We start from the raw sequence: 13,490 nt of genomic DNA on the forward strand, positions 1-13,490 counted from the left end.
ATGACGCCCTTCCGAAGGCCGGGCGTGGACAATTGGAATAACTTTTTCTTCAAGGGTTCTTCCGTAAGTTGAAGGCGGAATGCCAAAGTCCGCCAGCGGGTCATGAAACAACTTCGTAACAACGTCATCCGCGCCGGGCTGGAAGCACTCTATTTCAGCGGCGCCCACCACCTGTTGCGCCCGCTTTTGTCGGGCGTCGGCGCCATTTTCATGCTGCATCACGTGCGGCCGGCCCGCGCCGCGGCGTTTCAGCCGAACCGGCATCTCGAAGTCACCCCCGAATTCCTGCGCGCGACCCTGTGCCATCTGCGCTCGCGTGAGATCGACATCGTCAGCATGGACGAGCTGCATGAGCGGCTGGTGCGGCGCCGGTTCGACCGCCGCTTCGCCGCCTTCACGCTCGACGATGGCTATCGCGACAATCTCGATTTTGCGCTGCCGGTTCTGCGCGAATTTGACGCGCCTCTGGCGGTCTATGTCGCCAGCGACTTCGCGGAGGGCACGGGTCGGCTGTGGTGGGAGGCGCTGGAGGCTGTGATCGCCAAGGCCGAGCAGATCGAGGTGACAATCGGCAATGCCGCGCTGCGGCTCGATGCGACGACGCCAGCCGCCAAGCAGGCGGCGTTCGACCGCCTGCACGACTGGTTGCGCGCATTGCCCGGCGAGCACGATCTCAAGCGCGAGATCGAGGCGCTCTGCACGAAGTACGGTGTCGACATGGCCGCGCTGTGCCGCAGCCTCTGCCTGTCCTGGGACGAGGTGAAGACATTTGCCGCCGATCCCCTGGTCACGATCGGCGCGCATTCTGTCAGCCATTGCAATCTCGCCAAGCAAAGCGAAGCGATCGCCACGCAGGAGATGGCCGTGAGCCGCGCCCGGATCGAGCAGGCGCTCGGCCGCAATGTCCAGCATCTTGCCTATCCCTATGGCGATCGCGAGGCGGCAGGCGAGCGTGAATTCGTGCTCGCTGCATCCGCCGGTTTCAAGACCGCGGTGACGACGCGACCCGGCATGCTGTTCGCCGAAAACGCCGGCCACATGACCGCGCTGCCGCGGGTCTCGCTCAACGGCAATTACCAGGACACGCGGATTCTGCCGGTGCTGACCTCGGGCGCCGCGACCGCGATGTGGAACGGCTTCCGCAGGATCGCGGCGGCGTAGCCGCGCTCTCCCCTGTCGTCCCGGCGAAGGCCGGGACCCATACCCCGTGATTTTTCGATTGCGATCGGTATCAATCCCGACCGACCGGCTTCCGCCAAACGTCTCTCTGTGGTTATGGGTCCCGGCCTTCGCCGGGACGACACTGAGTCGGTCGAATGGCTGCACCAATCACACGCTCGCCTTCCTTGACTCCCCTCCCCACCCCGCTCACAACCGGCGCAAACCAAGGGAGGCACCATGTTCAACGATCTGTTCTCGCTTAAAGGCCGCGTCGCGCTGGTGACCGGCGGTTCGCGCGGCATCGGCAAGATGATCGCGGCGGGATTTCTCAGCGCAGGGGCCGCGAAGGTCTACATCACCGCGCGCAAGGCCGGGCCTTGCGAGGCGACCGCGAACGAGCTCTCCGCACAGTATGACGGAGAATGCATCGCACTGCCGATCGACATCTCGACCGTCGACGGCTGCGACAGGCTCGCTGGCGAAATCATCAAGCTGGAGCCGAAGCTCGAGATCCTCGTCAACAATGCCGGGGCTGCCTGGGGCGCGGAGTTCGATGAATTCCCCGAAAGCGGCTGGGACAAGGTGATGGACCTCAACGTCAAGTCGCTGTTCTTCCTGACCAAGGCGCTGGCCAAGCCGCTGCGCGCGGCGGCTTCGCATGAGCGGCCCGCCAAGGTCATCAACATCGCCTCGGTCGACGGCATCTTCGTCAATCCCGGCGAGACCTACTCCTATGCCGCGAGCAAGGCCGCGGTGATCCATTTGACGCGGCGCATGGCGACGAGACTGATCAAGGACAACATCAACGTCACCGCGATCGCGCCCGGCGCGTTCAAGTCCGACATGAACCGGGCTGCGCGCGACCATTCGGACGAGGTCGCCAAGCGCATTCCGGCGCGGCGGATCGGAACCGACGAGGACATGGCCGGCGTGGCGATCTATCTCGCCTCGCGCGCGGGTGACTACGTGGTCGGCAACACCATCGCGGTGGATGGCGGCGTGGTGTACGCGAACGCGGGCCTGGAGATCGCGGGGTAGGCGGGGGCGCGTCAGCACGACGCCCTCACTCACGGTCCAGGGGTCGTCCCGGCCTACGACTCGATCCTCACATACTCGAAATCGCCGGGCTTGTTGTCGATGCCGACTTTCGGCGGCGAGATCCAGGAGGCGAACTGGCCGGTCTCGGTGACGGGCTGCATCAGCGAGGTGATGAAGTCGCCGTCGGCGGTCGAGGGCAGCCATTCATCCTTGCGCTTCGTCCAGGTGGCGTCGTCGATCAGGAGACCATCCGGCGTCGCGTGGATGCTCTTGAACTCGCCGATATGGCGATGGAAGGCGACGTTGGGCAGCTTGAGCTGGAATTGGTAGCCCGCGGTCGAGATCACCTTGTTCCAGCGCAGCATGCCCTTGACGCAATCCTGGCTGTAATCGTCGCGCAGGCGCATGTTGAGCGCGGTGAGCGCCGGCTCGTCCACCAGCTTGATCTCGCCGTCGATGAACTTCAGCACCGGATAGGTCGCGTTCTTGAGCTGATGATCGTCGTCGATCTGGGTCTCGTGATAGCGGCCCTTGATGCCGGTGTTGAAGGCGTTCGCCGCGTTGGTCGAGACTTCCGAGCCAAACAGATCGAGCGACAGCGTATAGTGCAGGTTCAGCTTCTTCTGGATGGTCGGCAGGTCGATCACACTAAGCGCGCGGACTTTCGCGATATCGGTGGGATCGGTGATGCCGGCTTCCCGCATCGCATCGCAGGTGCGCTGCACGACACGCGTGATGCCGGTCTCGCCGACGAACATGTGGTGCGCTTCTTCCGTCAGCATGAAGCGGCAGGTGCGCGACAACGGATCGAAGCCGGACTGCGCCAGCGAGTGCAGCTGCATCTTGCCGTCGCGGTCGGTGAAATAGGTGAACATGAAGAAGGACAGCCAGTCCGGCGTCGCCTCGTTGAAGGCGCCCAGCATGCGTGGCGAATCAGCGTCACCCGAGCGGCGGCGCAACAAATCGTCAGCCTCTTCACGTCCGTCGCGGCCAAAGTACTTTTGCAGCAAGTACACCATCGCCCAGAGGTGACGGCCTTCCTCGACATTGACCTGAAACAGGTTGCGCATGTCGTATAGCGAGGGCGCGGTCTTGCCGAGGTGGCGCTGCTGCTCCACGGAGGCAGGCTCGGTGTCGCCTTGGATCACGATCAGACGGCGCAGCATGGCGCGATATTCACCCGGGACTTCCTGCCAGGCCGGCTCGCCAAAATGCTCGCCGAACGGCACGACGCGGTTCTCTTCCTGGGGAGCAAGGAGAATGCCCCAGCGATACTCGGGCATCCGCACATAGTCGAACTTGGCCCAGCCGCGCGGATCGACCGAATAAGCGGTGCGCAAGTACACCAGCGATTCCTGGAAGCCTTCTGGCCCCATGTCTTTCCACCAGTCCATGTAGCCGGGATGCCAGCCTTCCAGCGCCTTGAGCACCTGACGGTCTTCGGCCAGATTGACGTTGTTCGGAATCTTGGTCGAGTAGTCGACGTTCATGATGTTCGCGTTCATGGCCGTGCTCCTTGGATTTCTTTCGTCATGCCCGGCCTTTGCCGGGCATCCACGTTCTTGCTTGCTCAGCCAAGGACGTGGATGGCCGGAACATCTGTACGAAGACGCGCTTCGCGCTTTTGCCCGGCCACGACGCAGCAAATGTCGTCACACCCGCGTCATATCGAATTTCGGCTTCTGCCCGCTGCCGTAGCGGCGCAGCGCGCCTTCCTCGCCGACCGCGTTGGGGCGCTGGAAGATCCAATTCTGCCACGCGGTGAGGCGCGAGAAGATTTTCGATTCCATCGTCTCGGGGCCGACGAAGCGCAGGTTGGCTTCCATGCCGGTGAGGCTGTCGGGCGAGAAGCTGGCGCGTTCCTCCAGAAACACACGAACCTCGTCGTCCCAGTCGATGTCGTCGAGCGCGAAGGTGACGAGACCGAGCTCTTCGGCCTGCTCGGCGTCCAACGCGGTGCCCATCGTGGCTTCCGCGCGTTCCACATCGGCTGGATCGGCCTGGAAGCGCGACTGAAGCCGCGTCAGGCCATGGCTCATCGGATAAGGGCCAAAATTCAGCGCTGACAGTTCGATCGACGGCGGCGGGCGGTTGTCGCCCTGGCGCGTGCCGATCAGCATGTAGGAGCGGTCGGCGGCGAAGACGAGTTCGGCGAGCGTGCCGGCGAAGCAGGAGCCGGGCTCGACCAGCGTCACCAGCGTGCGCGAGGTGACGTCGATGCGCTTCAAGACGCGCTTCCAGTAATGCCTGATTTCGTTGACCAGCCAGTGCGCCTTGTTGGCTTCGAGGAAGGCGTCGCAGGCGAGCACATGGGCGCGGTCGCCATGGCTCTTGAACACCAGCATGGCGATCTCGAGCTCGTTGATGCGCAGATGCAGGATGGCGTCATCGAGTTCGCGCGCGACCTGGAGCGGCCAGAACGCGACACCCTGCGCCATCATGCCGTCGATGTCAGCGGGCGGCGCGGCTTCAGGCGCCTTGATCGAGATCGTGGCGATGCGTGCCGCGCGGTCGATATCGACGCTGACAAAGCCATAGCGGATGCTGGTCTCATCGATGATGCGCTTGAGCGGCGTCAGCGCGATGCCCTTGCCGCTGCCCTTGCGCTTCGAGCTGTCGGCGAATTCCCTCGCGCGCTCGGCAACCTTGCCTTCGAGCTTGCTGTTCGGCGCGATCTCGTCGACCAGGCGCCATTGCACGGCGCGCTTGCCCTTCACGCCTTCTTCGATGGTGCAGAAGAAATCGGCGTGATCGCGGCGCACCTTGCGCTTGTCGACCACACGCGTGAGGCCGCCGGTGCCCGGCAGCACGGCGAGCAGCGGCACTTCGGGCAAGGCGACGGCGGACGCGCCGTCATCGGCGAGCATGATGTAGTCGGTGGCGAGCGCGAGCTCATAGCCGCCGCCGGCGGCCGAGCCGTTCACGACGGTGATGAAGCGCTGGCCGGAATTCTCCGACGAGTCTTCCATGCCGTTGCGGGTCTCGTTGGTGAACTTGCAGAAATTGACCTTGTGGGCATGCGTCGAGCCCGCGAGCATGCGGATGTTGGCGCCGGCGCAGAACACGCGGTTCTTGGCCGAGCGCATCACCACGGCCTTCACCTCGGGGTGCTCGAAGCGCAGGCGCTGGACCGCGTCGGCAAGTTCGATGTCGACGCCGAGATCGTAGGAATTGAGCTTGAGCAGATAGCCCTCGAACAGGCCGCCGTTCTCATCGACGTCCATGGTCAGGGTGGCGACGTCACCGTCGACCGCGAGCTTCCAGTGCCGGTAGCGGGACGGCTCGGTCTGGAAATCGATGAATGTCGCGCCGCCTGCGAGGCGCCGATCTTCCCCGGCCATGGGCCACCCTTGAGTTCGTCTTGGTTTTACCGTTAGATGCACAATAGTGCATATTATTGCGCACGTCTAGTCCTTAACGGCCCATACATGCATTTTGTTGCATGTCATCTCGTAAGGCCGCTGCTGCAAATTGCTCAATCGCATCAAGCGTCGCTGCCGGAGCTTCGCGATGCGGAGAATGCGCCGCGCCTGAAATGACTTTCAAATCGACCGGGCAATAGCATTCTTGCTGCGCGATCTCGGCCTGACGCAGCGTGCCGTATTGGTCGTCCACGCCTTGAAAGATCAGGACAGGAACGCGGATATAGGCGAGACATTCCGAGATATCCCAGTCGCGGAATTTCGGATCGAGCCAGGCGGCGTTCCAGCCGTAGAAGGCGTTGTCGACGTCCTTGTGCCAGCGCGCGAGCTTTGCCTTCAGGTCGGTGGTCTCGAAGGTGGTCTTGATGTCCGCAATCGACTTCACCGAGATGTCCTCGACGATGAAATGCGGCGCGATCAGCATGAGGCCGTTCAGGCGATGATCCTGATGCGCGCCTGCATAGATCGTCGCGATCGAGGCTCCGTCGGAATGGCCGAGCAGCAGGCCGCGCCTGAAGCCGATGGAATCGAGGATCTTCGGCAGCACGTCCAGCGCCTCGCGCTGCATGTAGTCGAGCGGGCGCGGCAACGCGACCTTGCTCGACTGGCCATAGCCCGCGCGAGAATAGGCGAAGATGCCGGCGGAGGTGGCTTGCTGCAGCTTCTCGGGGAAGTCGCCCCAGAGGCCGACGGAGCCGAGGCCTTCGTGCAGCATGACGATGGTGGGTGCATCGGCGGATTGCGGCGCCAGCCATTTGTATTCGAGGCTGGCGTTGCCGATGCTGAGGAAGCCGGTGGGAGTGAGAGTCATTTCTTCGTCCGTCCTTCTCGGTCGTCATGCCCGGGCTTGACCCGGGCATCCACGTCACTCCTCAATCGCGGTCGCGCGTGGATGGCCGGGACGCTTTGCTCAAGACGCGCTTCGCACTTTTGCCCGGCCATGACGACCTGTTGTCAATTCGTCCCGTCCCGCAGCTTGAACCGCTGGATCTTGCCCGTCGCCGTCTTCGGCAGCGAGTCCACCACGTCGATCCAGCGCGGATATTTCCATGGGCCGATCTTCTGCTTGACGTGGTCCTTGAGCATCTCCTGCAGGCCCGTCGTCGTCGCGCCGGGGCGCAGCACGACAAAGGCCTTCGGCTTCAGCAGACCTTCCGGATCGGCTTCGGGCACGACCGCGGCTTCCAGCACGGCTGGATGCGTAATCAGCGCGCTCTCGACCTCGAAGGGCGAGACCCAGATGCCGGAGACCTTGAACATGTCGTCGGCGCGGCCGCAGAAGGTGTAGCGGCCCTCGGCATCCCTGACATATTTGTCGCCGGTGCGGGTCCATGGTCCCTCGAACGTGCGGCGGCTCTTGTGGCGCTGGTTCCAGTAGCCCTCGCCGGCGGAGGGCGCATCGACCAGGAGCTCGCCGACCTCGCCGTCGGCGACATCCTGTCCCGCCTCGTTGACGAGCCGCACCGCGTAGCCCGGCACTGGCTTGCCGGAGGAGCCGTACTTGATGTCGCCGGGCGCGTTCGACAGGAAGATGTGCAACAGCTCGGTCGAGCCGACGCCATCGAGGATGTCGACGTTGAAGCGCGCTTTCCAGCTGTTGCCGACGGATTCCGGCAGCGCCTCGCCGGCCGAGGTGCAGATGCGCAAGGCGCGGCCGCCGCGCTCGCTCTTCATCGCCTCGTCATTGAGCATCGCCGCGAACAGGGTCGGCACGCCGTAGAAGATCGAGGGATTGTAGCGGTTCATCAGATCGAACATGCGCGCCGGCGTCGGCCGTTCGCCGTTGAGTACCACGGTGGCGCCGACCGACATCGGAAAGGTCAACGCATTGCCGAGACCATAGGCGAAGAACAGCTTTGCCGCGGAAAGACAAACGTCGTTCTCGCGGATGCCGAGCACCTGCTTCGCATAAGTGTCCGCGGTCGCCTGCATGTTCGAATGGATGTGCCGCACGCCCTTGGGCATGCCGGTCGAGCCTGACGAGTAGAGCCAGAACGCCGGTTCATCCGGATGCGTCGCAGCCGTGGTGAACCGGTCGCTCTCGTCCGCAATCTCCTCGGCAAGCTGCTTGTGGCCATTCTGCTTGGCGCCGGAGACCACGACATGCTCGAGATCCGGCATGCGGCCGACGACGTCCTTGATCACGGGATAGAGCGCTTCCGAGACGAACAGCACGCGCGCGCGGCAGTCTGCGAGGATGTAGGCGTATTGATCCGGTGTCAGCAGCGTGTTGAGCGGCACCGGCACGATGCCGGCGCGGATCGCGCCCAAGAACACGATCGGGAAGTCGACCGTATCCAGCATGATCATCGCCACGCGCTCCTCGCGGCGGACGCCGAGCCGGCGCAGCATGTTGGCGGCGCGCCGCGTTTCGCGCTGGAGCTCGCCATAAGTGAGCCGTGAGACGATGTCGTCGAAGGCGAGCTTGTTGCCGCGTCCCTCATCGACGTTCCGGTCGAGCAGCCAGGTCACCGCGTTATAGGATCCCTCGCTCACGGACTTCTCCCCTGAATTTAGAATTATAATTCATAGAAAGACACCGCATCGGCTTGCTGTCAATGCCAGCAGGCACTATGTTTCATTAATACGCGCCGCAGGACCTCTTTAAAAGAAGACATCCGCTCAAGCAGGCCCATGATCCGTAGTCCATGACTGACAGTCCCGACGCCGAATCCCGATTTCTCGAACAGCTCGGCCAGCGCGTGCGCAACATGCGCGCGCTACGCGGCATGTCGCGCAAGGTGCTCGCCAAGGTATCAGGAATATCGGAGCGCTACATCGCGCAGCTCGAAAGCGGCAAGGGCAATGTGTCCATCGTGCTGCTGCGCCGCGTCTCTGACGCGATGGGCGCGCATCTGGAAGACCTGCTTCCCTCGGCCGATCCGACCCCGGACTGGCAGGTGTTTCGCGATCTCTTGCGCAAGGCGACACCGGCGCAGATCGCGCAAGCCAAGGACCTGCTCGCGGGCGGCAGCGCCTCGGCGCCGCGGCGCGCGCCGTTCTGCGGCATCGCGCTGATCGGCCTGCGCGGCGCCGGCAAATCGACGCTTGGGCGGATGCTGGCAAAGAAGGTCGGCTGGAGCTTTGTCGAGCTCAACAAGGAGGTCGAGCAGCAGAACGGCCTCTCGGTCGCCGAAATCATCGCGCTCTACGGCCAGGAAGGTTTTCGCCGCATGGAGCAGGCGGCGCTGCAACAGCTGCTCGCGCGCAACGAGCTGATGGTGCTGGCGACCGGCGGCGGCATCGTCTCGGAGCCCTTGACCTTCGACCAGATCCTGTCGTCGTTCTACACGATCTGGCTGAAGGCCGAGCCCGAGGAGCACATGGCCCGCGTCCGCCGCCAAGGCGATTTGCGCCCGATGGCCGACGACCGCTCCGCGATGGCAGAGCTGCGCAACATCCTCTTGAGCCGCGAGCCGCTGTATGCGCGCGCGACGGCGGTGGTAGACACGGCGGGACTCTCCGTCGATGCCGCCGCGGCGCGCCTGGTTGATGCGGTGCGGCCGGTGCTGCAGAACGAAGCGCGCAGCTTCGGCCTGCGCAGCGTGGCGCTGTAGGTCCGAACTCCCATGACCGACAGCGACGTCGTAATCTCGATGTTCGAGCGGATCGGCGGCAGCGCCACGATCAACCGACTGGTCGATCGCTTCTATGAGCGGATGGATACGCTGCCGGAGGCGAAGATCATCCGCGCAATGCATGCGGACGACCTCGGCCTCATCAGGGATGTGCTGAAGCGCTATCTCACTGAGTGGACCGGCGGCCCGAAACTCTACTCGGTCGAGAAGGGCCATCCACGGCTGCGCCAGCGCCACATCGGCTTTGCCATCGGCGATGCCGAGCGCGACGCGTGGATGCTCTGCATGCGCGGCGCGCTCGAGGAGACCGTTGTGGACGCCGCGGCGCGGCAGGACCTCGACAAGGCGTTGTCCGGCCTCGCCGACTGGATGCGCAACCGGTAGCCAGGCTACAACAGTTGCGACCGCACCGCCTCCGCGCCCTCACGCAACAATGGCAGGAAGCGACCGATCAATTCCTGCGCCGGCACGCGGTCGACATGGGCGCCCATGTTGATCGCAGCGACGATCACGTCGTCGTAGCGGCGGACGGGGACCGAGATCGAGCGGAAATGCGGCTCGGCCTCGCGATCGACCAGCGCGTAACCTTGCGCGCGGTCGGCAACGATGCGCGCGAGCAGCACCTTGGGATCGGTTACCGTCTGCGGCGTCAGCGATTCGCGCTTCGTCGCCGTCAGGCGCGCTGCAAGCTCGGCATCGTCGAGCTGACCGAGCATGACGCGGCCCACCGAGGTGCAGAAGGCCGGCAGGCGGTAACCGATGTCCAGCCCACCTGAAAACATCCGCGCCGGACTGCTGCGCGCTATGAATACGACCTCATCGCCGTCGAGCACCGCGAGCGAGGCGATTTCGTTGGCCGCTGTCGCGACGCGGTCGAGCACCGGTTGCAGGACGGTGACGAGCTGGCTGGACCGCAGATAGGACGCGGCCAGTGTCAGCACATGTGGCGTCAGCGAGAACAGCTTGCCATCGCCGCTGACGAAGCCGCCGCGCTGGAGCGTGAACAGCATGCGCCGCGCGGTGGCGCGTGGAAGCTCTGCGGCACGGCCGAGATCGCTCAGCGTCATCGGCCCTGCTGTGGTGCCGAAGCATTGCAGCAGGCGCAGCCCGCGATCGAGGCTCTCGACGAAATCCGTCGCGCGATCGTCGCTCTCGCTTCGCTTCAGCTTGGGCATAGTGTCGGGTCATTCCTGCGAAATAATGCTTGCTGCCAGATCAAGGCATGTCATAATTCGCCCATTCGTTCAATAGGCGAACAAACGCCACTCCACAAAGGATGCACTCGCCATGATGAGCCAGGAGCAGAACGACCTGATCACCCGCACTGGTCCAAAGGACCCCTGCGGGACGCTGATGCGGAGCTACTGGCAGCCGGCGGCGCTGGTGGATGAGCTGGAAGGTGAGCGACCGATCCGCCCCGTCAGATTGCTCGGCGAAAGCCTGGTGCTGTTCCGCGACGAGACCGGGCGTTACGGCCTGATCGATCGGCACTGCGCGCATCGCGGCGCCGATCTCGCCTTCGGACGGCTCGAGCATGGCGGCCTGCGCTGCGCCTTCCACGGCTGGCTGTTCGACGCCACTGGGCAATGCATCGAGACGCCGGCGGAGCCGAAGGACTCAAAGCTCTGCCAGAACATCCGCCAGCGCTCTTATCCCGTGGTGGAGAAGAGCGGCATCCTCTGGGCTTATCTCGGCGAGGGTGAGCCGCCGGCCTTTCCGGAGCTCGACTGTTTCGTCGCGCCCGGCACGCACACCTTCGCGTTCAAAGGCCACATGGCCTGCAACTGGCTCCAGGCGCTCGAAGTCGGCATCGATCCCGCGCACGCCTCCTACCTGCATCGCTTCTTCGAGGACGAGGACACCTCCACCGCCTACGGCAAGCAGTTCCGCGGCGCATCGGCAGGCTCCGACCTGCCGATGACGAAGATCCTGCGCGAATACGACCGCCCGATCATCAATGTCGAGCACACCGAATACGGCCTCCGGTTGATCGCGCTGCGCGAGATCGACGAGGAGCGCACCCATGTGCGCGTCACCAACCAGCTCTTCCCGCACGGATTCGTCATCCCCATGAGCACGGAGATGACGATCACGCAGTGGCACGTGCCGGTCGACGACGAGAACTGCTACTGGTACGCGATCTTCACCAGCTACACGAATGCCGTGGACAAGAAGAAGATGCGCGACCAGCGGCTCGAGCTCTATGAGCTGCCGGACTACAAATCGCGCAAGAACAGGACCAACGATTACGGCTTCGACCCGCACGAGCAGCAGACGGCGACCTATACCGGCATGGGCACCGACATCAACGTCCACGACCAGTGGGCGGTGGAATCGATGGGCGCGATCCAGGACCGCACCAGGGAGCACCTCGGCACGAGCGACAAGGCCATCGTGCAATACCGCCGCCTGCTGCGGCAGGAGATCGAGAAGGTCGCAGGCGGCGAGAAGCCGATGCTGCATCTCGACGAGGCCACCGCACGTTCGATCCAGGGCCCGGCGACCATGGACGGCATCGGGCCGACACGAGGCTGGGAGATCTACTGGATGGAAGTCGACGTCAAGCGCCGCCGCAACGCGCCGTGGACGGCGCCGGTGCCGAAGGAGATCGCGGACAACGTGCATCGGCTGACGGCGGCGGAGTAGCGCAGAATGCAGGTCCCTCCTTCGTCATTGCGAGCGAAGCGAAGCAATCCAGACTGTCTCTGCGGAGGGATCCTGGATTGCTTCGCTTCGCTCGCAATGACGGAGAATGTAGCGCATGCTTCGCCTCTCACGGATAGAGGAGTGAAAAAGTGACTTTCGTCGCGCGTCATGCGCTGTGGTCGGATGAGCAGAGGGACGCGGCGACGCGCATGCGCCGCATCGTCGAGGAGAAGAACCTCGAGGTCATCCGCCTCGCCTTCCCCGACCAGCACGGCATCTTGCGCGGCAAGACCATCATCGCGGCCGAGGCGATCGCCTCGCTCGAAAGCGGCTGCTCCATCACCACCACGATGCTCGCCAAGGACACCTCGCACCGCACGGTGTTTCCGGTGTTCACGTCGGGCGGCGGCTTCGGCATGAAGGAAATGGAGGGCGCGGCCGACGTGCTGATGGTCGCCGATCCCACGACGTTTCGCGTTTTGCCCTGGGCGCCGACCACCGGCTGGGTTCTCTGCGACCTCTATTTCAACGACGGCCGTCCCGTGCCGTTCGCGACACGCGGGCTCTATCGCAAGGTGCTCGACGAGCTCGGCACGCGCGGCCACGATTTCGTCGCGGGGCTCGAGGTCGAATTCCACATCTTCAAGCTCGACGATCCGCATATGCGCCCGGAAGATGCCGGCCAGCCCGGCACGCCGCCTTCGGTGAGCCTGCTCAGCCACGGCTATCAATATCTCACCGAGCAGCGCTTCGACCAGATGGAGCCGGTGCTGGAAATCCTGCGGCGTGACATCGTTGCGCTCGGATTGCCTTTGCGCTCGGTCGAGGTCGAGTTTGGGCCGAGCCAGTGCGAATTCACCTTCGCCCCGAAGAAGGGTCTGGAGCCCGCGGACAACATGGTGCTGTTTCGGAGCGCCGTGAAGCAGATCGCGCACCGCCACGGTTATCACGCCACCTTCATGTGCCGGCCGAAGCTGCCGAACCTGTTCGCGAGCGGCTGGCATCTGCACCAATCGGTGGTCTCACGCGCGAGCGGCGAGAACCAGTTCATGGCCAAAGACGGCGGCGAGCCGCTCAGCGCGTTCGGCCGCGCCTGGCTTGCCGGCCTGCTCGACCACGCCCGCGCGTCGACCGTGTTCACCACCCCGACCATCAATGGCTACAAGCGCTACCGCTCCTATTCGTTGGCGCCGGACCGCGCGATCTGGGGCCGCGACAATCGCGGCGTGATGATCCGCGTGCTCGGCGCTGCCGGCGACGCCGCCACGCGCCTGGAAAACCGCATCGGCGAGCCCGCCGCCAATCCCTATCTCTACATGGCCTCGCAGATTCTCTCCGGCCTCGACGGCGTCGACCGCAAGCTTGATCCCGGCCCGTCGGCCGACACGCCCTACGAAACCAAGGCGCCGCTCTTGCCGAAGTCGCTGCGCGATGCGGTCAGCGCACTGAAGGACGATCCGTTCTTCCGGGAAAAGCTCGGGGCTGAGTTCGTCGACTACTACACCCACATCAAGAATGCCGAGATCGACCGCTTCCTGTCCGAGGTGACCGACTGGGAGCACAAGGAATACTTCGAGGTGTTTTGAGCCAGATGCGCCCTCACCTCCCCGTGAGGCGACTTCGTCCGCTCTGTTCCGACGACATT

At 64.2% G+C, this 13,490-nt stretch carries 11 protein-coding genes; 6 read left to right on the top strand and 5 right to left on the bottom strand.

Going from position 1 to position 13,490, the window contains the following annotated elements:
- Positions 1-102: 102 nt before the first annotated feature.
- Both N551_RS0104315 and N551_RS0104320 read left to right on the top strand, forming a co-directional pair.
- On the top strand, positions 103-1,161 hold the full coding sequence (locus N551_RS0104315; RefSeq protein ID WP_027565903.1) for a polysaccharide deacetylase family protein: 1,059 nt from the start codon (positions 103-105) through the stop codon (positions 1,159-1,161).
- Between the two features lie 237 nt (positions 1,162-1,398).
- Positions 1,399-2,199 (top strand): SDR family oxidoreductase, encoded by an 801-nt coding sequence (locus N551_RS0104320; protein WP_027565904.1) that lies wholly within the window; start codon positions 1,399-1,401, stop codon positions 2,197-2,199.
- Positions 2,200-2,252: 53 nt separating this feature from the next.
- Here the strand turns inward: N551_RS0104320 and boxB are convergent, their stop codons facing one another.
- The 4 genes from boxB to N551_RS0104340 form a co-directional block, all read right to left on the bottom strand.
- Entirely contained in the window at positions 2,253-3,704 is a 1,452-nt protein-coding gene (boxB, locus tag N551_RS0104325; RefSeq protein WP_027565905.1) for a benzoyl-CoA 2,3-epoxidase subunit BoxB, read from the bottom strand.
- Between the two features lie 147 nt (positions 3,705-3,851).
- A complete protein-coding gene (gene boxC / locus N551_RS0104330; protein WP_027565906.1) occupies positions 3,852-5,540 on the bottom strand; it encodes a 2,3-epoxybenzoyl-CoA dihydrolase in 1,689 nt (562 codons plus the stop codon).
- Positions 5,541-5,613: 73 nt separating this feature from the next.
- On the bottom strand, positions 5,614-6,432 hold the full coding sequence (locus N551_RS0104335) for an alpha/beta fold hydrolase (RefSeq protein WP_027565907.1): 819 nt from the start codon (positions 6,430-6,432) through the stop codon (positions 5,614-5,616).
- A gap of 143 nt (positions 6,433-6,575) precedes the next feature.
- Positions 6,576-8,117 carry a benzoate-CoA ligase family protein gene (locus N551_RS0104340; protein WP_027565908.1) on the bottom strand — a complete coding sequence of 514 codons (1,542 nt, stop codon included), beginning with the start codon at positions 8,115-8,117 and terminating at the stop codon, positions 6,576-6,578.
- Between the two features lie 152 nt (positions 8,118-8,269).
- Here N551_RS0104340 and N551_RS0104345 point away from each other — a divergent pair, with 152 nt between their 5' ends.
- Together N551_RS0104345 and N551_RS0104350 are read left to right on the top strand one after the other, a co-directional pair.
- Positions 8,270-9,178 (top strand): helix-turn-helix transcriptional regulator, encoded by a 909-nt coding sequence (locus tag N551_RS0104345; protein WP_027565909.1) that lies wholly within the window; start codon positions 8,270-8,272, stop codon positions 9,176-9,178.
- A gap of 12 nt (positions 9,179-9,190) precedes the next feature.
- Positions 9,191-9,583, top strand: a complete 393-nt coding sequence (locus N551_RS0104350; protein ID WP_027565910.1) for a group II truncated hemoglobin — start codon at positions 9,191-9,193, stop codon at positions 9,581-9,583.
- A gap of 5 nt (positions 9,584-9,588) precedes the next feature.
- Here N551_RS0104350 and N551_RS0104355 read toward each other — a convergent pair whose 3' ends face one another.
- Positions 9,589-10,374: an IclR family transcriptional regulator C-terminal domain-containing protein gene (locus N551_RS0104355; RefSeq protein ID WP_027565911.1), complete on the bottom strand. Its 786-nt coding sequence runs from the start codon at positions 10,372-10,374 to the stop codon at positions 9,589-9,591.
- Between the two features lie 112 nt (positions 10,375-10,486).
- Here N551_RS0104355 and N551_RS0104360 point away from each other — a divergent pair, with 112 nt between their 5' ends.
- Both N551_RS0104360 and N551_RS0104365 read left to right on the top strand, forming a co-directional pair.
- Entirely contained in the window at positions 10,487-11,845 is a 1,359-nt protein-coding gene (locus tag N551_RS0104360) for an aromatic ring-hydroxylating dioxygenase subunit alpha (protein ID WP_027565912.1), read from the top strand.
- A gap of 149 nt (positions 11,846-11,994) precedes the next feature.
- Positions 11,995-13,431, top strand: coding sequence for a glutamine synthetase family protein (locus N551_RS0104365; protein WP_027565913.1), 1,437 nt, complete (start codon positions 11,995-11,997; stop codon positions 13,429-13,431).
- The last annotated feature ends 59 nt before the right edge of the window (positions 13,432-13,490 follow it).

The sequence above is a fragment of the Bradyrhizobium sp. URHA0013 genome (assembly GCF_000518345.1).
Lineage (GTDB): Bacteria > Pseudomonadota > Alphaproteobacteria > Rhizobiales > Xanthobacteraceae > Bradyrhizobium.